Source organism: Seleniivibrio sp. (assembly GCF_021209385.1).
Classification (GTDB): domain Bacteria; phylum Chrysiogenota; class Deferribacteres; order Deferribacterales; family Geovibrionaceae; genus Seleniivibrio.
This window is the reverse complement of the sequence record NZ_JAJOIL010000021.1, coordinates 18,532-38,469: the sequence shown is the minus strand read 5'-3', so window position 1 is coordinate 38,469 and position 19,938 is coordinate 18,532. Positions and strand designations below refer to the sequence as shown.

The following is a 19,938-nucleotide window of genomic DNA, read 5'->3' as shown; positions in this document are numbered from 1 at the left end:
CATGACCTATACTATGATTATGATAATCATTACAGGAGGTAGATATGCCTGATTTCGGGAATTCGTTCAGCGGACTGCAAAACGACAGAAAACTGACAGACAAAGAACTTATCAGGGCGATAAGGTTCATGGTTGCCGCAGAGTATGAGGCTATCCAGCTTTATGAGCAGCTTGCGGAATCCACAGACAATAAGCTGGCTCAGCAGGTACTCTTGGACATTGCGGATGAGGAAAAGGTACACGCAGGTGAATTTCTGAGGCTGCTCAAAGCTTTGGCACCGGACGAGGAAGGCTTTTATCAGCAGGGTTATGCAGAGGTTGAAGAAGAATTTTTATCAGGCTCGGCGGAAACAGACCCCAAAGACGGGGGGCTGGGCATCGGAAGCCTGAAGAAATAAGGAGAGACTTATGAATTTCTTAAGAAAGGAATTCGCTCCTATAAGCGAAGAAGCATGGAAAGAGATAAACAGACAGGCGAAAGACACCCTTATGGCAAACCTGTCTTCAAGAAAATTTGTAGATGTTGACGGACCCAAAGGGTTGGATTTTTCGGCTGTAAGCCTCGGAAGACTGTTCCTGCCCAAAGCTCAGAAAGGAGCCGTTAAATACGGTATCAGCACCATCCTTCCCCTCATCGAAATAAGAACTCCCTTTTCCCTTGGACTCTGGGAACTGGACAACATTGAAAGAGGCGCGAAAGATATAAATCTCGACCCCCTGACAGAGGCCGCAAAACAGACGGCAGCCTTTGAAGAGACAGCTGTTTACAACGGATTCAAAGAGGGCGGAATAGCAGGACTTAACCACCTTGAAGTTCCGAAGATCGCAATGTCCCTTGATAAAGACAGCGTTACCGACGCAGTCACAGAAGCTGTTGCCATGATGCGCAAAGAGGGCGTCACAGGCGGCGCGAACCTCGTTGTTAATCAGGATCTCTGGAAGTTCCTCGCACACGTGGTTCCCGGAGGAACACTGGGCGACACGGTCAAAGCGCAGATAGGCGGTTCAATAATCTATTCAAACTCTGTTGACGGAGCAATGCTTGTTTCCGCACGCGGAGGCGATGCAGAGCTTACTGTCGGACAGGATTTTGCGATAGGCTACACAAGCCACGACTCGGAGAACATAAACCTGTTCGTGACCGAATCTTTCACTTTCAGGGTAATCAACCCCGAAGGTTTCGTAAGATTCACCGTGAAATAATACAAAAATACCCGCCGGTTTTTACCGACGGGTATTTTTTCTTCTCTTGAAATTATCTTATCTTAAACTGATTTATCGTACTTAAAAGCTCTTCCGCACTGTTGTGTATCTGTCTTGCGAAGTCGGACACCTCGGCAAGTTCAGTGCTGTTCTCTTCGGCAATGCGGTTTATCTTCTCAACGTTTCTGGCTATCTCCGTTGTGGTGGCAGCCTGTTCTTCCGCCGCAGAAGCTATCTGGTTTATCATATCGGTGGTGACAGACGTCTGCTCCATGATAAGCACGATTGATTTACCGGCGGAATCGGCGGATTTCGTTCCTTCCTCAACCTGTCCCACGCCGCTTTCAACCTTAATAACCGCGCTTTTGGATTCGTTCTGGAGCATGGTTATCATATCCGATATCTCTTTTGTGGCGGACTGTGTGCGCTCGGCAAGCTTGCGCACTTCGTCGGCTACAACCGCAAAACCGCGTCCCGCCTCTCCTGCTCTTGCCGCTTCTATCGCCGCATTGAGCGCCAGAAGGTTGGTCTGGTCTGCGATATCGTTGATAACGTTGATGATGTCGCCTATCTGCGCGGATGATGCGCCCAGTCTGGAAATGACTTCCGAAGACTCTCTGACGTTCTCCGCTATCTGCTGCATCTTGTTGACGGTATCCATAACGGAGGTTTTACTGCCCTGTGCGCTTGTGATGGTGGCATTTGCCTGAACGGAAGTTTCGTTCGCACTTTCGGCTATCTGTCCGATGGTCTGGTTCATCTCCTCAACCGCAGTCGCAAGACTGTTGGTTTCGTCTGTCTGGCTGTGCATGCCGCCGGAAATCTTGCCAACAGTGGTGGACAGTTCAGATATATTTCCGGTCATGTCGTTGGCAAGCTGTGCCACGGACTCCACTATGTTTTTCATGCGTCCGATGAATTTATTGAAAAGTTTCGCAACCTCGCCAAGCTCGTCGTTTCGGGACTGATCCAGTGTTTTTGTAAGATCCGCCTCGCCCTCAGCGATGTGCCTGAGTCTGTCAATAAGATTGTCTATGGGTTTGAGCTGTCTGTTGACCAGCAGGTAAAACAGTACGATGCCGATTATAACAGGAATCAGCGATATGAATATCAGACTGTATGCCTGCTTCCTGACAGGTGCAAAAACGGTGTCCTTGTCAACTATCATATAGGATACCCACTTGAGAGAAGGTATCTTTGTAAACGCAAGAAGCATATCCTTTCCATCAACTGTACATTCTATTACGCCGTTGTCCTTGGAGGATATCTCAGACATAACGCCTGAAAGCGAGGGGTCAATGTCCGTAATGTTCTTTTTAAGAACCAATTCACTGTTGTCGTGGATGAGTATCTTTCCGTTGTTATCCGTAACAAAAGGTCTGCCCGCCGTTCCCGCGCCGATATTCATAACTTTCTCTATTATTGATTTAAGAGGGATATCGGAACCGAGGACGCCGGAAAATCCGCCGTCAGCATTGACCTGCTGAACGATTGAAACAACAAGCCCGCCTGTTATCATGTCGATATATGGTTCGGTAAACTGAACACCTCTGTTGTCTCTGGCAAGTTGATACCATGGTCTGCCTCTGGGGTCGTAGTCATCCGGAAGCTGAACCGGTTTCGACGGCCAGAATTTACCGTCAATGTCCCCGCCGAAGTAAACAAGGTCAAATGCATTCGCATCCGCAACCAGTGCGTAATCAACGGTATTTGCCTCCGGATCGTCGTTGAAAGCGGCTCCTTTGGATTCAAGCCTTCTCGTTTCCGCCGAAATCGCATTCTTCTTTGCATCAGCCCAGAGATCAATGAGAGAGGCTATCTCTCTGCTGACGTCCACCTGCTGATTTTCAATCATATGGGTGGCAATTGTCTGGGTATAAAAATAGGAACGGACAACAAGGGTCGTCACGATGGCAAGAAAAACAGCCAGCGCCGTGACAATAATCTTAAATTTCAAGCTCATAAACCTCTCCGGTGCGCGCGGCAAAAGATGCCGTATGCTTATAAGTCATTCCGCATTTAAAAAAAGCATTCTGTTAGTAAAAAAATAATTTAACAAATAACCATTTATTACAATATTTTGATAAATATCATACATAACAACGGGTTATAATAACATAGCATATTTTGGATGTCAAACGGACATAGTTAATAATCATATGTTTAAAAATCAGGACAGTTCCCTGTATCTGAAACAGTCCTCCACATGGTCGTTGACAAGGCCTGTCGCCTGCATATGCGCATAGATGATGGTTGTTCCGACAAAGGTCATTCCGCGTTTTTTCAGATCTTTTGCAAGAGCGTCGGATTCGGGTGTGGAAGCAGGAATTTCGGAAAGTTTTTTCCATCTGTTCTGTTTCGGTTTTCCGCCTACAAATCTCCAGACGTATGCATCGAAACTGCCGAATTCATCCTGTATTTTTAGAAATGCCAGTGCATTTTTCCGCGCGGCAAAAACTTTAAGCCTGTTGCGGACGATATCCGGATTCAGCAGAAGAGCCTCAAGCTCCTCATCGGTCATTGCGGCGACTGCCTTCGGGTCAAAGTTTTTATATGCTTTGCGGTATCCGTCGCGTTTTTTGAGAATGGTCTCCCAGCTAAGCCCCGCCTGCGCACCTTCCAGTATCAGAAATTCGAAATGCGTCCTGTCGTCGCGAACAGGTACGCCCCATTCCTCGTCGTGGTACTTTTCGTAAAAATCCTTTCCTTTGCACCAGCCGCAGCGAATCTTGTCAGCCATAATGTTCTCCTTTTTCATTCCGCCTCGGTTGCAGACACCCGTTCTTCCATCTCTGCAGTCATGGTCTTAAGCGAAACGATATACGCCGTGACACCTATCCCTACAATAAGCAGAATAGCCGCCACATGCACGTTCCTTACAAGAAGTGCTGAAAGGATCAGCGAACCCCAGAGAAAAAACACGGCGCGTATCTTCATATCTTTACGCACAGCACGATATTTCATATACGAACCGATATATGCACCGAATATTCTATGATTTATAAGCCAGTTGTTCAATTTTTCAGAGCTTCTGACATAGCAGAATGAAGCGAGAAGGAGGAAAGGAGTGGTGGGCAGAACAGGAACGAATACCCCGACAAGACCCAATACTGTGAAAACCGAGCCGAAAAAGACCATAAAACCTTTTTTCAAGCTAAAACTCCCGAAAACAAATAAAATGGCGGGCAAAACCACCACTTAAAGTTATATCATAGAAACATCACTTCACTTTATCAAGCGAAATCCCATTGCCTCCGCTTCATCATTGCCGGTTTAACCGGACACATACTGAAAAGCTGTACCCGGTGTTTTTGTTTTCATCATAAAAGCAAGAAAACAACTAACTTCCTGAGAAAATTTTTATCTGATGATCAATGAGTTATCTTTGTTAATGTTACACTTAATTAACAATTATGGTAAAAAGACCTCCATAATATGGGTTTCTATGTTAAAAAGACACTTTATTCAAATGACATATGAAACTTTTTTTGGTATATTGAACCATCTTTATTTTCGGAGTTTTAACGTGAAAATACTTGTTGTGGACGATTCAGGCTTTGCCCGCAGAGCGCTTATAAAACTGCTCAACGAACAGCTTGAAGGCTGGGAAATAATCGACACCGGCGACGGAAAACAGGCTGTACCTCTTTTTAAACAGCACAAACCCGATCTTGTATTTCTCGACCTGACAATGCCGGAGGTGCGGGGCGAAGAGATACTTGAAGAGATACGCACATTTGATAAAAAATCGATAATTATCGTAGTTTCAGCCGACATACAGCTTAAAACCCGTGAAAACGTTATTGCCCTCGGTGCGAACTACATGGTGAACAAACCGATAAACGCCGAAAAGATTGCTCAGGCACTGACAAACGTTATGTGCTGACACAGACTGAGGTCATATAAAATGAGCCACCTGACTGAAATTCAAACGGAAGCGATGATAGAGCTTTTCAACATAGCATACGGAATGGCGACATCCCTTATATCCGATTCCATAGGAATGCACTCGACAATGTACGTTCCTGAAATGGAAATAGTCAGCATCGACGAATTCTCTAACGTCGCGTGTAACGCTATCGACAAAGGAAAAGGCTATTTTATAGTATCGCAGGTGTTTCTGAACTATCTTGAAGGCGAATCCGTGATGCTTATGAGCACAAGATCCGCAAAGGCGCTCACAGAGTGCTATGCTAAGATGGACGAAAGCCTTAACCCCGACGACCCCGACGATGTAAAAAGCTGTACCCTTGAGATTACGAACATCGTGTCCTCTGCTCTCCTTGGCAGGATAGCGGATCTGACAAACACTGAAATATATTTCCAGCCGCCGGAAATCCACATTTTCGACCATACAAAACTGGCGGATATGAACCGGAATCAGGAATTCACACAGGTTATCGTTATTAAGATAATCATTGACGTGGACTCCACAGAGATCAAAGGAAACATGTATATACTGCTGAAAGAGGACTCTTTCGGTAAATTTAAACAGGCGCTCGACTACTTTATAGAGAGCTACTCCGGATAATTTTGATGACATCCCTCAGCTATCTCGATCACATCCTGAACGGCGCAATGGTTCTGGATGAAAATCTGACCGTTTGCTATTTTAATCATTGGCTTGAAATTCAGACCGGTATAAAAAAAACGGACGTTGAGGGAAAAACCATAACGGAAAACTTTCCCGACGTTAATGCAAACATGCTGAAACGCAAAATGCGTCAGGTTTTCACTCTTAACACTCCCGCTTTCGTTAACGCTGAAGCAGAAAAATATATCATAAAAGTACCCAACAGAAAACTCACCGGAAGTCTGTTCCCCTATATGCTGCAGGATGCCGTCATAACATCCTATGACAAGGAGAAAAAGCAGGTTCTCTGCATGGTCTACGACCAGACGTCGCTGTTTGAAACCAGAGCAAACCTTGAGATAAGCGCGGCAAAACTTGCCGAGCAGCACGTCCTGCTGCAGAATACCATGGACTTCCAGACAAACATAATATTCGTTATGGACGAAAAACGGATAATCAACTGGAACTACAGCTTTCTTGAACTTTTCGGCTACGACATAGTGGACAGGATAAATTCGGGTTCCGCAGACCTCATGAGCTTCATAACCCACGACAGCTATCTTACAACCAAGGAAACAAGCTTCTACAGATTTATCCGTACAAGCCTTGCAACGGATATAACAAACAGAATAACCGTGTTCGACCGCAGCGGCAAAGAGAGAACTTTCATTTTCAGCGCCAGAAAGATGCCTGAACGCGAAAACTACATAATAGTTTCCATGACGGACATCACCCGCATAAAGAACAAGGAACGGCTGCTTCAGGATATAAACAACGAACTGAGCCGAAAATATGACGAAAAGAACCTTGAGCTTAAAAAACTGAACTTTGAACTGAGCAGAAGCCGCGATCAGCTTCAGCTTGCTCAGGAAGTTGCCAGATCAGGAAGTTTTGAATATTTCTGTTCCGACGGCAGCATAAAGGTAAGCCAGGGGATGAAAACCATACTGGGTGATCCGGATTTTAAACCGGAAACTGTTGACGATATCCACAAATTCTTCCACGGTTCACACGCGGAGGGCATAAAACAGCTCTGCAAAAGAACCATGGAAATGGACGCCGGCAGCTTCTCCGTCTTCTCTGAGATTGTGAGCATAAACGGGCGGAAAAAACCGGTGGGAATATATGGAAAGGTATTCGGCAACGACAAAGAGGGCAAACGCCTTCTGGTCACCATGCAGGATCTCACGGATATCCGCGAACTTGAAAAACAGGTAAAGGACAAGGAAAGACTCCTCGCATCTCTGTTCGACATAGCCGATATAGGATTTGTGATTCTGGACGGAGAAAACAACATCATCCGCGTTAACAAGGAATTTGCAGATATGACAGGTTACGCTGAACAGGAGATACTGGGCAGAAAACTTGATTACTTCAATATAATATCCCACAAAAGCGACTATGAAAAATACGTCCGCACATCGTCCGGCTGCATCTCCGAGGTAATGTTTAAAAACAGGGACGGCGAAAGCAGATATGCGTATATGAACGTCACGATCTATCCCGTTGATGATAAAACATCCTACAGAGTTTACGCTTTCACAGACATAACAGACCGCATCTCCATCCTCTCCGAACAGAAAGATCAGGAACAGCTTCTTATTCAACAGTCAAGAATGGCTGCAATGGGTGAAATGATAGGCGTTATCGGTCACCAGTGGAAACAGCCGCTGAACGTCCTTAACCTTGTGCTGGAAAACATCAGGGAATCTGTTGAAAGCGGACGTGCTGACCTTCATGAAATAAACAAACTGACCGACACCTGCATAGAGCAGATTAAGTTCATGGCGGAAACCATAGATGATTTCAGAAACTTTTTCAGCCATGACAAAACGCCGCGGCCTTTCGATCTTATAGGTACTCTGAGCAACACGGTGCGCCTTCTCTCCCCTCTGTTCGGCGTGCGCGGCACACAGATAGACGTTACGAACAACCTCTCCCCAAGAGAGGCAGTATACGGAGTGGCAAACGAATTCCGCCACTGTATCATGAACATACTTTCCAACTCGAAAGACGCCATACAGCAGAGATGCAATGAAGACAGCGATTTCAATGGTCGCGTGAACATAGATATTTCAGGCAACAGCGAACAGGTGATAGTAAAAATAACCGATAACGGCGGCGGCATACCGAAAAACGTAATAGGACATATCTTCGACCCTTATTTCACCACAAAAGGGGAAAAAGGAACCGGAATCGGTATGTATATGGTTAAGCTGATCATTAAAAAAATGGACGGAGATATCACCGCCCACAATGTTAACGGCGGCGCCTGCATGACAATAACACTTCCGAAGATACAGCCGAAGAAAAACTGATGCCGAAAACAAATTCTTTTAAACTGTTTATATTTCTGTTACTTGCCTGTGTTCTGTCCCTTATTTTTCTGGACATACCAGTAGCGGAGTTCTTCAAATCCCACGAGAACAAAGCATTTTTCAGATTCAGCACGGAGATAACCGAGCTTGGCAAATCGGATATTTATATCCCGCTGTCTCTTGCGGTATGGCTGATTTTCCGCAAACGCAATCCTCTGCTGGCAAAGATAGCGCTGTCAGTCTTCCTGACGGTGGTTATAGCAGGACTTGCATCAAACATTACGAAGTTCTTTTTCGGGCGGAACAGACCTGTGATGCTGTACGATTTCGACACATACGGATTTGAGTTTTTCCACACGAAATACTACAAAACATCCTTTCCGTCAGGACATACAACGGTTGCCGCGGCGCTTGGTTCCATGCTGGCGCTCCACTGGCGCAAACTTACTATTCCTGCGGCGGCTTTCATAATACTTATGGCGGTGACAAGGCTTTCAACTCTGAATCATTTTCTGAGCGACACTCTGGCGGGTATGATACTGGGAATAGGGGTCAGCGTTTTTGTATACGGCAGGATGTTCAAAGATCGTAAAGACGCGCAAATTTCTCAGTGCAGTCCTCAATAACATATCTGTCGCGTTCCGGCGACGGCATTGGCAGTATACCCAGAAGAACAGGCCAGAAGAGCGCCTCCTTAACCATGCCAAGATACTGCTGAGCGGCAAGAGGGATATCTCCGATAGGTTTACCTGTGGATTGAAGATAGTCACCCACCGAATTGAGCAGTGAACGGATTCCGTTTTCCGAATAAACTGTCTTAAGCTCCGGAAAAGACCGGATTCACCCATTACAAGGCGAAGCAGTTTTGTGAAGCGCTCGCTCCTGAGCATTTGCAGACTCTTTGCCGCATAGTCCGCAAGGTCGCGTTTTATGTCTGCACCTTCGCGGTAGACCATCTCCGGCACCCCGAATTCAGCCCAGATATCCTTCACTATCTCCGAAAAAAGCTGTTCTTTAGACGGAAAATGATTATAGACAGTACGCTTCGACACTCCCGCCATAGAGGCTATCGCATCCATACTGACATTTCCGTATCCGTTGTCCAGAAACAGTTTTGAAGCGGCGTGAACCACTGCCGATCGCTTCTTTTGGCTGAAACTCTCTTCCAATTTTCGCTCCTTCCGGTGCCGATTATACTCATCGGCTTACATAATTACAATAAATTGTATTGACTTTTCCCGCAACAGATATAAACTACACCGTATAGTTTACTTTTATGGAGGACGATATGGAAAATAGACAGCTTGGCAAACTGACAGTTTCAGCTATGGGGCTCGGGTGCATGGGCATGAGCGAATTCTATGGACAGACTGATGATGATGAATCTATAAAGGTCATTCATGCGGCGCTTGACAGCGGCATAACAATGCTGGACACGGCGGACATGTACGGCATCGGACATAACGAAGAACTTGTGGGCAGAGCCGTTAAAGGGCGCAGAGACAGCGTCGTTATAGCCACTAAATTCGGAATCGTCCGGGAAAAGGGCAAATACGAACGCACAATCTGCGGGACGCCGGAATATGTCCGATCCGCATGCGAGGCAAGCCTTAGACGTCTCGGCATCGACACGATAGACCTTTACTATCAGCACAGAAAAGACCCTAACGTTGCCATTGAAGAGACCGTAGGAGCAATGGCGGAGCTTGTTAAAGAGGGCAAGGTCAGACATCTCGGGCTTTCCGAATGCAGTGCCGAAACACTACGCCGCGCATCGAAAGTCCACACAATAACTGCCTTACAGACAGAATACTCTCTCTGGACACGCGACATAGAGGCACAGATACTGCCGGCATGCCGCGAGCTGGGCATCGGTCTGGTGGCATACAGCCCCCTCGGACGCGGATTTCTCACAGGTGCGTTGTCTGCATCCGAGAACCTTGATGAAAAGGATTTCCGCAGATTAAGCCCCAGATTCAGCGGGGACAACCTGAAAGAAAACGCAAAGATGGTGGATGAGCTTTCGGAAGTATCGAAAAAAATCGGATGCACAAACGCACAGCTTGCTCTGGCATGGGTTTTGTCTAAAGGCAGAGACATTGTGCCGATACCCGGTACAAAACGTATAAAATACCTGAACGACAACCTTGAAGCATGTAACATAAGGCTTTCGGCAGAAAACACTGCCGAGATAGAACGCATCGTCTCACCTGAAAGGGTGAAAGGCGCACGCTATCCCGAAGAGGGCATGAAAGGACTCAACGGCTGACACACGGCGGGCAGAAATGTCCGCCTTTTTTTTATCTGCAGGCTCCGCAGGATAGAGCCGGAATCTCTATAATAAACTCCACGCCGTCGTTTACGTTATTGAAGGTCAGCTTCCCTTTAAAGTGTTCTTTTACTATCAGCTTGCTCATATAAAGCCCTATGCCCGTTCCCTGTTCTGGTCCCTTTGTAGTGAAATACGGATCGAACACTTTATCTGCGATATCTTCCGGTATGCCGCCAGCATTGTCGGACACATACACACGGAGGATGCAGTCTGTACAGGTCACTTTTATATTGATGAAAGGACTGCCGACACCTGAATACAAAAATGCATCCTTGCTGTTTGTTATCAGGTTCAGCATAACCTGAGAGAACTCGTTTGCCACGCCGAATATTCTGGCATCGCACTCTTTTTCAACGGAAATGCCTATGTTGTGTGCAAAAAGCTGCTGTCTGACAAGTCCTATGACGATATCTATCTGTGAGGCTGCTGAAAACTCCGCTCTCTCCTTGTCCGTGCGGAAGAAATTACGGAAATCGTCAATTGTACTGGACATAAAAAGTATCTGCTTCATGCACATCTCGACGAATTCGTCCATAACCTCACTGTTCAGCGTATCGAAATCATATTCTTCCTGTATATTCTGTACCATCAGCGACATGACATTAAGCGGCTGTCGCCACTGGTGTGCTATGGCACCTATCATCTCACCCATGGCGGCAAGCCTGCCCTGCTGCATGAAAAGCCGCTCCTGCTCCATCCGCTTTTTCGTTTCAAGCAAAACTTTGGACTCAAGGTCGGTATTCATATTCAGAAGTTTATCCTCGGCAAGCTTACCTTCGGTCACATCTGTCATAACCCACAGGGAATAGGGTTCGGCATCCTTTTCCTCAATAAGTTTTCCTGAAACCTCCACCCATGCGAGACTTCCGTCCCTCTTTCTGAACTGTGTTCTCGCCTTGGCATAGCCGCTCTTTCTTAAAACCTCTTCAGAATCTAGGAATTTGCCGAAATCGGTAAAATGGTTTTCGTCGGGATGTATCACCATTGTAGATTTTCCGATTATCTCGTCAGCCCTGTAACCGAACATTTCCAGAAAGGCGTTGTTCACCCACTCAAACTGTCTGTTTTTGACCTGTATTATCGCAACAAGAGAATTTTCAAGTATTGCAGACTGGCGCAGGTTCAGCGCAAGCAGTTCCGCTTCCGCACTTTTCCTGCGGGTGATATCCTCAACTATCATTATGATAAACATCGGCGTATTGCTCTTGTCCGTGAGGATGGAAGCGGTTATCTCAACCCATATCACATCCGTATCTTTGCGGACAATGCGTCTTTCTGTGACGTAAGTATCTATGCTGCCGTTAACAAGTCCAGAAACACATCCTTCACTGTTTACCGCATCGTCAGGGTAGGTTATATCCAGCATCGTTCTTTTCCGCAGTTCGTCTCTGCTGTAACCTGAAATCCTGCTGAAACAGGAGTTTGCCTTGATAAATCTGCCGTCAAGGGTCGTCATGACGATCCCCACCGCCGCCTGTTCAAAAGTTCGTCTGTAGCGTTCCTCACTCTCATAGAATTTCTGTGCCATCTGCTCCGCCATCTCAAACGCTTTGCTTCTGGTCTTAAGCAGTATGTATAGCAGCAGAGAAAGGAGCATTCCCGTCACAACACCGCCGATAAGGATAAGAATGGGCTTGTTCATATCGAATTTTTCAAAAAATGAATCCCCTGCCTGAAATTTCAGATACCATGTTCTGCCGTACATTTTTAGAGGCACTGTTTCAGACAGCCTTGGCAATCCGAACGTTTTGGTTTCAAACATCAGGTTCTTGTCGTCAATGGCACTGTCATATATCTGAAGCGAAACCCCTTTGGCATAGCTTCCGAAGATCCCTTTCATCAAATCGTTCACCCGGAACGGCGCCGATATATAACCGTAAAGTCTGCCGTTTCTGAAAATAGGCATCGCCATAAGTATGCCTGCAGGCGCTTTCTCCGTGACTGTCTCCTGTTTCAGGATAATTTTGCCTGAAACAGCGGTCTTGCCAACCTCTTTAGCACGTTTCAGCATCGCCGCACGCACAGGTTCGCTGGCAAGGTCATAACCCATTACCCGCATGTTGGGGATATTCTCCGGATACATCATCATCACGACTATATATTCTTCTTTATCTGAAACCGGATGCACGCTGTAATCGGGAATACCGGATGCTTTCCCTTCTTTTATATGCTCCGCCAGTTCCTCCTTGCGCACAACTTTGGCAAAACCCATCGCCTGAATACCGGGGTAAAGCCTGTCCAGCTCCAGCGACATTACATAGCTCATCCACATCTGCCTTGAAACCTTATCGCCGTTTGCCTTAAAAAGCCCTTCTCCGCCGCGCAAAACCTGTTCGTATGTCCCCATGCGCACGGATATTGCACTGCTCATTTCGCTTACATACATGTCAAAAGTGTTATTGATATTATTCTTAAGGGAGTCTGCGGCAGATTCGTAGAGAATTATTGAGAGCGCTACGGTAAAAATAAAAACAGCCGTTGGAATAAAGCCGCTCAGGGACCTTAACCTGTCCATTACATACCCCTCACGGATAGCAATTGATTATATTTTAATCATAACATAAATATTGCAATTTGCCATGATTTCAGAATATTTTCGGACAGAATGTGAACAAAAGCCGGCGGGGACAGCCCGCCGGTCTGATATATTATGCGTAGGTATCTATGGATGTGAGACCAGAGAGGAGTGCCTCTTCGGTGCTTGTTCCTGACATTTTGAGCTGATTGAGAACAGACGCAGATACTGAAGACGCTTCGTCTGTATCTTCGGCTTCTTCTGTTTCAGACTGCTTGTCCGCCTCGTATGCGGCAAGCTCGTCCTGACTTATCTGCCCGTCACCGTTTGCATCATACTTGTCAAACTCGGATTTGCTTACGGCGGTGCTGCCTATCTTATAAGATGATGTTGCAGAGGTCGATATGGACACCTTGTCCATGTCCGATTTTTTGACCGATGTGTCGTCGCTCTGCTTTTTGGCTGACTGATCCTGACCCTTTATGCTCATGTTGTTCGCGGTCAGATCTGTGTAGGATACTGAATAGTTCGTAGAGATACTCATAACTTCCTCCCTGGTGGATAGATGTTCGATGTCTCTTATATCGCCGGCAGGAGGAAAAATATAAATTCATTAAAAACAGATATTATATGCAAAATGTGTGCGCAATACGCTCGCAAATTGTTGAGGTATAGAGAATAATGGAGATGTCTCCATATTTAGCACACAAAAAACCGCATATGACACCCCAATAAAACACATTTTCCACACAACTATACCTGTAATAGAAGCATGCTGGGCAGTCATCTCCACAGTTCAGCCATGAGATATTATCTTTATTTCAAAGTCATCTAAGCGTAGCCATTGTAATAATATCCGTATGGCGCGTATCCGGCGGGAACAGCAGGAGCAGCATAATATCCCGGAACGGATGAATATGCAGAGACGTTATTCTGATCTTTATATGCCGAAAACTCAGACACGCTCATAACGCCGTCGCCGTTGCTGTCGTAAGCATTGAATTTACCCATCGTATCGGTACTCGCAGAAGTTTTATATGTCGGCGTCTGTGAGGCAGCCGATGTTTGAGTACCCTGAGAAGATGCGGTCTGTCCCTGCGCCGCTGTCTGATTTCTGCTCTGCAGGTTAGAAGTGTCCAGTCTATTTGTCGAATTGTAATATTCGGGTGAGTTTGCAGGTGTAACTATCATGAGTTTGCCTCCTGATAATCTTTTCTGACCTTCTAATCGCATGAAACTAAATCTTCATAAGTTTTAACTAAACACTCATTTAAACATATTCTTAAACAGATCGCTGTTATTTTTGCGTTTATTGACAGGATATTACCCAATAATTAACATGTGATGGTAAAAAATCCAGCATTTATACGCAATTGAAACATGAAACTAACATAATTATCTGGTGTAGTAATATCGTACAAAAGCGTGCAGTTAAAGGAGAGTAATATGATATCTGCCGGATATTTCAGACAGTACACAAGCCTTGTTCTGATTCTTTTTATAATGTTCATGTCCGGTCCGACACACATCGCCCACGCAGCAATGATAGGCTACGAAACTTCAAACACAGACACAGCTGCTCAACAGGCAAGACAGAAAGTTGACACCTTCATGGCGAGAGAGGATGTGAAGAACGCGCTCGTTAAGATGGGTATAGATCCGGCGGAAGCATCCGACAGGATTAAAGCTCTGTCAGACAGCGAAGCAATTGCTGCGGCACAGCATATCGACAGCGCACCGGCGGGCGGCGACGGTATTATAACCATCATCGCAGGACTGCTGGTTCTGATAATTGCGGCAATTCTGAATCTGACGAAAGCCATACTGTCGTGAATATTCACTTTAATTGTTTTATATAACTCCTATAATAGTCTCTCTGGAAAAAACAATTCCGGAACATATAATATAGTAATCAATTGAAGGAGAGACCTATGAATATGTTAAGGAGACAGAGCAGAACTATCGGGCTTCTGCTGATATTCAGCCTTATGTTCCTCGCAGGTCCGGTTCACAACGCACAGGCGGCAATGATAGGCGCGCAGACGGTCATCGACACCGCAAAAGCGGAAAAAGCGAAGACCCAGATAAACGCTTTCCTCGCCCGTGAAGACGTACAAAACACACTGACATCCATGGGAATTTCACCGGACGAAGCCATAAAAAGAGCGCAGTCCCTTTCCGACAGCGAAGCGATAGCCTTCGCGGATAACATGGAAAAAGCACCTGCGGGCGGCAGCGGACTCGGAGTTGTTGTCGGCGCGGCGCTGTTCGTGTTCATCGTTCTGCTGATAACCGATATACTCGGTTTCACAAAAGTATTCAGCTTTACAAAATCAGTAAGATGATAAAACAGCTTTTACTGCCGCTTTGTCTGCTTATTCTCATGACAGGGTGTGCGGCAAAGGTTTCATCAAGATGGGACAGCGTGATTTCCGAACAGAAGGACGTTGCGCTGTCCGTCCCTTTTTACGCCCAGAAAGACTACTACTGCGGTCCTGCCTCACTTGCCATGATGCTTGAGCAGAGCGGCATAAAAGCTGATCCGGACGAACTTGCTAAAAAAGTTTTCACCCCTTCCAAAAAAGGTTCCTTCAAAGAGGATATGCTCACAGGCGCACGCAGAAGCGGACGGATACCGTATCCCGTCACTTCGCCGTCAGACCTTTACGCTTCACTGCGCGAGGGTAAACCGGTTCTCGTGTTCATGAACCTTGGACTCGATTTTTATCCGGTGTGGCATTACGCCGTCGTCACAGGTATCGGCGACGGATATCTTATTCTCCATTCCGGCGTTACCCCCAATGAAAAATTCAAAACTGCAACGTTCGACAGGGTATGGGCAAGGGGCGACTACTGGGGATTCATACTTCTGCGCCCCGGCGAAATACTGAACGATGCAGACCCGGTAAAACTTGCTGATGCGGCTTTTGCTTATTCGCTTACCGATGCGGAAGGTGCCATAAAGACACTTAAAGAGGCATCCGAAATTTTCGACAGCAAGCCGCTGATGTTCGCATACGGGAGCGTGCTTTACTCCGCAGACAAAAAAACTGAGGCAATAGACGTTTTCCGCACCATTACCGAAAAATATCCTGACGACGGTGACGGCTGGAATAATCTTGCCCACATTCTCAACGAAACAGGACTGAAAAAACTGGCTGTCTATGCCGCAGAGAAAGCGGTGTCCATCGGCGGAAAGAATCTGTCCGTTTACGAAGAAACTCTTAAATCTGTTCAAACGCCTTGATTTTATCCCGCTATAATATAAACTATGCTGACTAAGTCAAACGGAGTAATTATGCGAACCGTATTCATGGGTACGCCCGAAATGGCTGTACCGACACTTAAAGCACTTGTTGAAAATGATATAGAGGTATCTCTGGTAATAACTCAGACCGACAAACCCAAAGGCAGAGGAAACCAGATGCAGTCGCCCCCTGTTAAAGAATATGCTGACACTCAGGGCATTGAGGTTATCCAGCCGAAAAGCCTTAAAAATAACGAAGAGGTGCTTGAAAAGCTGAAAAGCATAGCACCTGATTTCATAGTTGTCGCCGCATACGGCAAGATACTGCCTCAGGCGGTTCTTGAGGTGCCTAAAAAAGCACCTGTTAACGTGCATTTTTCTCTGCTCCCCAAATACAGAGGAGCGGCTCCGGTTAACTGGGCTGTAATAAACGGCGAAGATGAAACGGGCGTCGCAACAATGCTTATGGATGCAGGGCTTGACACAGGCGACATACTGCTTGTGGAAAAGACCCCCATCGGAAAAAAGGACGCCGTGATGATAGCCGAAGAGCTTTCTGAAACAGGCGCAAAACTGCTTATAAAAACTCTTAAAGAATTTGACGGCATCACACCTGTAAAGCAGAACGATGCGGACATGACATATGCCCCAATGATGAAAAAAGAGGACGGGCATATCAAATGGGCGGAAAAGACAGCAAAAGAGATAGAATGTATGATACGCGGCTTTGTGCCATGGCCTGCCGCATATACGTTTCTTGACGGTAAAATGTTCAAACTTTTTGCCGCCGAAATTGTCACTATAGAAAACGGTATTGAACCCGGGACAATATTCGATGTCAACAAGAAAAGCTTCTGCGTCAAATGCGCAAAAGACGCGCTGATGGTAACAGAGCTTCAGCCCGAGGGCAAAAAAAGGATGCCTGCCGTGAGTTTTCTGGCAGGTGCAAAGCTTGCGGGCGGAGAAAAGTTTGAATAAACGTATGTCAAAAGACAGAGCGATATTCATGGCTCTGTTCTTTCTTTGCGGATGTGTAATATTCGGAGCCGGACTTGTGGTCTGGTTTCTGATGATGCTTGGCGCGGCTACCATTTCAAAGCTCGCCGCAGACATCATAACGGCTCTGTTCGTTGTATTCGCGTCCTCTGTGACCATTTTCACCCTTATATTTGCATATACGGCGCTGACAGGCAGAGACCTGAACATGGTGAAAGGACTGCGGAGGGTTGCAACAAGGCTCACACTGCCCTTTATGCTTCGCGTGGCAAAACACGCAAACATCGACAGGGACATGCTGGTTCGCGCATTTGTAAACATAAACAACGACATGGTGCGCGGAATAATTAAACGGCGGAAGATAGAGAAGCTGCTCATACTTCTGCCCCACTGCATACAGCTTGACGGATGTGAACTCAAACTGACAAAGGACATATCCAGATGCACAGGCTGTGGAAGATGTGATGTAAAAGAACTTGTCAAGATAGCCGACAGGCATAATATATCTATAAACATAGCTACGGGCGGCACCGTGGCAAGGAAAATAGTTAAGGAAACACGCCCCGACCTCATTCTTGCCGTGGCGTGCGAACGGGATCTTTTAAGCGGAATACAGGACACATATCCGCTTCCGGTGCTTGGTTTCTGCAACCAGAGACCAAACGGCGAGTGCATGAGCACAAGGATAGATACCCGCATGATAGAGGATGAAATAAAAAACATATATAGTATCAAGGAGGCAATATGAACACCCTTAAGACTGTTCTGCTCATGACTGTGCTGATGGTCTTCTTCGTGTTTGTGGGAGGACTTATCGGAGGCAGAAACGGAATGTATATCGCATTCGGTATCGCATTCGCTATGAACATCTTCTCATACTGGTTCAGCAGTTCCATCGTACTTAAAATGTACGGAGCGAAAGAAGTTACGGAGGCGGAATATCCCGCACTTCACCGCCTTGTGCGCAACCTCGCCACAAGAGCCCATATACCCATGCCCAAAGTATGCGTTATGCAGAGCGCAACACCCAACGCATTCGCAACAGGCAGAAACCCCCAGCACGCGGTAGTGGCTGTCACAACCGCCATTATGGGAATACTTTCGGAAGACGAGCTTGAGGGCGTTCTCGCCCACGAGCTGGCACACATAAACGGACGCGATATTCTTATAGGAACAGTTGCGGCAACCATGGCGGGAGCTATCATGATGCTCGCGGACATGGCTCGCTGGGCTGCCATTTTCGGCGGCGGACACAGCAGCGACGACGAGAACAACAGCAACCCGCTGGGCATGGTGGGCATGATAGTAGTATCTATTCTTGCACCTCTGGCGGCAACACTTATTCAGATGGCAATATCCCGCTCAAGGGAATACAGAGCCGACGAAGAGGGCGCGCGTCTCTGCGGCAGACCCCTTTCTCTGGCATCTGCTCTCGACAAGATATCAAAGGGCGTTGCTTATCACCCTATGGAAGAAGCAAAACCCGCCACAGCTCATATGATGATCATGAACCCCTTCTCCGCGAGCGGCATGCTCAACCTTTTCTCCACACACCCGCCCGTTGAAGAGCGCATAAAAAGGCTCCGCGAGCAGGCAAGAGGAATGCGTTAATGGCGGACAGGTTCCGTTACAGGCTTTTCGACATACTGAGATCCTACTATCAGGGCAATCTGAAAGAGGATTATTTTCAGGATTCATCCGAAAAAAGACTGTACCGTAAGATATATTTCGAGACGTTCCGCCATCTTGGTTTCATAGAAAGGGCATTGGGAAAACTCTATTCCCGCCCGCCGGAAGCGGACGTACGGGCTGCACTGGCACTGGGTGCGTGCCAGATAATGTTTATGGATGACATACCCGAATATGCCGCCGTGAACGAGAGCGTTTCCATGGTGCCGAAACAGAAGCGGAGCTTTGTTAACGCAGTGCTTCGCAATCTGGCAAGGCAAAAGGGAACTCTCATGAAAGATTACTCCATCCGTCAGGATTTTCCTGACTGGTTCGTAAAAAAATGGGAAAAACGTCTGGGGGCGGAACTCGATGCATTTCTGGCGGATCTGAACACAAAGCCGTCATTTTACAGCGTTGATCCCACTTCCATGACAATAGAAAAAGCTGAAGGCGAGGCGGATGGACACATCATGGACCTCGCCTCTTTCAGCGTTGCCAGACTGGCGGGCGAAAGCGAACCTCTTTCCGTTCTGGACTGCTGTGCGGCTCCGGGCGGTAAAACCTTCGTACTTTCCCACACCTATCCCGATGCCCGTGTTTTCGCAGTTGAAAAGAACAGAAAAAGATACGAACAGCTAAAATCCGCCATGGCAGAATATAAGAACGTTGACTGCATCTGCGCAGACATCCTTGAACTAGATACGGAAGCTGAATTTGACCTCGTTCTGCTGGATGCTCCCTGCACGGCACTCGGTACTATAAAGCGCCATCCCGAAGTCCGCTGGCTCAGAACCCAGAAAGATATCGACGACTGCGCGCGCCGACAAAAAGAAATGCTTGAAAAAGCTGTGAAATTCACCGGAAAAGGGAGTAGAATCATCTATTCGGTTTGCTCGCTTGAACAGGAAGAGACAACAGCGATTGTTGGACAGTTTCTGAAAGAGCATCCTGAATTTTCTGTTGAGGCTCCCGTGTGCGACGAAAAATTTATGGACGGAAGCTATTTTGTTTCTCTGCCCTACAAGAGCGATGCGGACGGATTTTTTGCCGCTGTTATGAAAAAGAAATGAGGTCTTTTGCTTG

At 46.7% G+C, this 19,938-nt stretch carries 21 protein-coding genes; 14 read left to right on the top strand and 7 right to left on the bottom strand.

Translation table 11 applies throughout. The features are described from left to right. The first annotated feature begins 44 nt into the window (after positions 1–44). Both LRY47_RS05860 and LRY47_RS05855 read left to right on the top strand, forming a co-directional pair. Positions 45–398, top strand: coding sequence for a ferritin family protein (locus LRY47_RS05860; protein WP_295223406.1), 354 nt, complete (start codon positions 45–47; stop codon positions 396–398). A gap of 10 nt (positions 399–408) precedes the next feature. Beyond that, positions 409–1,203, top strand: a complete 795-nt coding sequence (locus tag LRY47_RS05855; protein WP_295223404.1) for a family 1 encapsulin nanocompartment shell protein — start codon at positions 409–411, stop codon at positions 1,201–1,203. A 52-nt stretch (positions 1,204–1,255) separates the two neighbouring features. Here the strand turns inward: LRY47_RS05855 and LRY47_RS05850 are convergent, their stop codons facing one another. The 3 genes from LRY47_RS05850 to LRY47_RS05840 all read right to left on the bottom strand — a co-directional run bounded on the left by LRY47_RS05850 (position 1,256) and on the right by LRY47_RS05840 (position 4,356). Next, the gene (locus LRY47_RS05850; protein WP_295223402.1) at positions 1,256–3,166 is read right to left on the bottom strand and encodes a methyl-accepting chemotaxis protein; all 1,911 of its coding nucleotides are present in this window, start codon (positions 3,164–3,166) and stop codon (positions 1,256–1,258) included. Between the two features lie 207 nt (positions 3,167–3,373). Next, positions 3,374–3,943: a DNA-3-methyladenine glycosylase I gene (locus LRY47_RS05845; protein ID WP_295223401.1), complete on the bottom strand. Its 570-nt coding sequence runs from the start codon at positions 3,941–3,943 to the stop codon at positions 3,374–3,376. A gap of 14 nt (positions 3,944–3,957) precedes the next feature. Continuing rightward, on the bottom strand, positions 3,958–4,356 hold the full coding sequence (locus tag LRY47_RS05840) for a YbaN family protein (protein WP_295223399.1): 399 nt from the start codon (positions 4,354–4,356) through the stop codon (positions 3,958–3,960). Between the two features lie 373 nt (positions 4,357–4,729). On the opposite strand from LRY47_RS05840, the gene LRY47_RS05835 reads away from it, so the two are divergent. From LRY47_RS05835 to LRY47_RS05820, 4 genes are read left to right on the top strand one after another with little or no spacing between them, the layout of a single operon-like run. Then, positions 4,730–5,089, top strand: coding sequence for a response regulator (locus tag LRY47_RS05835; RefSeq protein ID WP_295223397.1), 360 nt, complete (start codon positions 4,730–4,732; stop codon positions 5,087–5,089). Positions 5,090–5,110: 21 nt separating this feature from the next. Beyond that, a complete protein-coding gene (locus tag LRY47_RS05830) occupies positions 5,111–5,734 on the top strand; it encodes a hypothetical protein (RefSeq protein ID WP_295223396.1) in 624 nt (207 codons plus the stop codon). 5 nt (positions 5,735–5,739) lie between these two features. Beyond that, positions 5,740–8,094: a PAS domain-containing sensor histidine kinase gene (locus tag LRY47_RS05825; RefSeq protein WP_295223395.1), complete on the top strand. Its 2,355-nt coding sequence runs from the start codon at positions 5,740–5,742 to the stop codon at positions 8,092–8,094. Next, the gene (locus tag LRY47_RS05820; protein WP_295223394.1) at positions 8,094–8,720 is read left to right on the top strand and encodes a phosphatase PAP2 family protein; all 627 of its coding nucleotides are present in this window, start codon (positions 8,094–8,096) and stop codon (positions 8,718–8,720) included. Before LRY47_RS05825 ends, LRY47_RS05820 begins: the two co-directional genes overlap by 1 nt. Here the strand turns inward: LRY47_RS05820 and LRY47_RS05815 are convergent. Beyond that, positions 8,674–8,868 (bottom strand): TetR/AcrR family transcriptional regulator C-terminal domain-containing protein, encoded by a 195-nt coding sequence (locus LRY47_RS05815; protein ID WP_295223393.1) that lies wholly within the window; start codon positions 8,866–8,868, stop codon positions 8,674–8,676. The genes LRY47_RS05820 and LRY47_RS05815 overlap by 47 nt on opposite strands. Before the next feature lie 514 nt (positions 8,869–9,382). On the opposite strand from LRY47_RS05815, the gene LRY47_RS05810 reads away from it, so the two are divergent. Beyond that, positions 9,383–10,363, top strand: a complete 981-nt coding sequence (locus LRY47_RS05810) for an aldo/keto reductase (protein WP_295223391.1) — start codon at positions 9,383–9,385, stop codon at positions 10,361–10,363. A 31-nt stretch (positions 10,364–10,394) separates the two neighbouring features. On the opposite strand, the gene LRY47_RS05805 is transcribed toward LRY47_RS05810, so the two are convergent. The 3 genes from LRY47_RS05805 to LRY47_RS05795 all read right to left on the bottom strand — a co-directional run bounded on the left by LRY47_RS05805 (position 10,395) and on the right by LRY47_RS05795 (position 14,132). Further along, positions 10,395–12,941, bottom strand: coding sequence for a PAS domain S-box protein (locus tag LRY47_RS05805; protein WP_295223390.1), 2,547 nt, complete (start codon positions 12,939–12,941; stop codon positions 10,395–10,397). Between the two features lie 133 nt (positions 12,942–13,074). Continuing rightward, entirely contained in the window at positions 13,075–13,485 is a 411-nt protein-coding gene (locus LRY47_RS05800) for a hypothetical protein (RefSeq protein ID WP_295223389.1), read from the bottom strand. A 287-nt stretch (positions 13,486–13,772) separates the two neighbouring features. After that, a complete protein-coding gene (locus LRY47_RS05795) occupies positions 13,773–14,132 on the bottom strand; it encodes a hypothetical protein (protein ID WP_295223388.1) in 360 nt (119 codons plus the stop codon). 255 nt (positions 14,133–14,387) lie between these two features. Here LRY47_RS05795 and LRY47_RS05790 point away from each other — a divergent pair, with 255 nt between their 5' ends. From LRY47_RS05790 to LRY47_RS05760, 7 genes are all read left to right on the top strand, one after another. After that, positions 14,388–14,774 carry a PA2779 family protein gene (locus LRY47_RS05790; RefSeq protein ID WP_295223387.1) on the top strand — a complete coding sequence of 129 codons (387 nt, stop codon included), beginning with the start codon at positions 14,388–14,390 and terminating at the stop codon, positions 14,772–14,774. Positions 14,775–14,872: 98 nt separating this feature from the next. Further along, the gene (locus LRY47_RS05785) at positions 14,873–15,286 is read left to right on the top strand and encodes a PA2779 family protein (protein WP_295223386.1); all 414 of its coding nucleotides are present in this window, start codon (positions 14,873–14,875) and stop codon (positions 15,284–15,286) included. Continuing rightward, complete coding sequence (locus LRY47_RS05780; RefSeq protein WP_295223384.1) at positions 15,283–16,188, top strand: PA2778 family cysteine peptidase; 906 nt, start codon at positions 15,283–15,285, stop codon at positions 16,186–16,188. The genes LRY47_RS05785 and LRY47_RS05780 overlap by 4 nt, the downstream gene beginning before the upstream one ends. Before the next feature lie 51 nt (positions 16,189–16,239). Then, positions 16,240–17,166, top strand: coding sequence for a methionyl-tRNA formyltransferase (gene fmt / locus LRY47_RS05775; protein ID WP_295223382.1), 927 nt, complete (start codon positions 16,240–16,242; stop codon positions 17,164–17,166). After that, entirely contained in the window at positions 17,159–17,932 is a 774-nt protein-coding gene (locus LRY47_RS05770; protein ID WP_295223381.1) for a DUF116 domain-containing protein, read from the top strand. The genes fmt and LRY47_RS05770 overlap by 8 nt, the downstream gene beginning before the upstream one ends. Next, on the top strand, positions 17,929–18,795 hold the full coding sequence (gene htpX / locus LRY47_RS05765; RefSeq protein WP_295223380.1) for a zinc metalloprotease HtpX: 867 nt from the start codon (positions 17,929–17,931) through the stop codon (positions 18,793–18,795). Before LRY47_RS05770 ends, htpX begins: the two co-directional genes overlap by 4 nt. Then, the gene (locus tag LRY47_RS05760; RefSeq protein WP_295223379.1) at positions 18,795–19,925 is read left to right on the top strand and encodes a transcription antitermination factor NusB; all 1,131 of its coding nucleotides are present in this window, start codon (positions 18,795–18,797) and stop codon (positions 19,923–19,925) included. Before htpX ends, LRY47_RS05760 begins: the two co-directional genes overlap by 1 nt. Positions 19,926–19,938 lie beyond the last annotated feature (13 nt).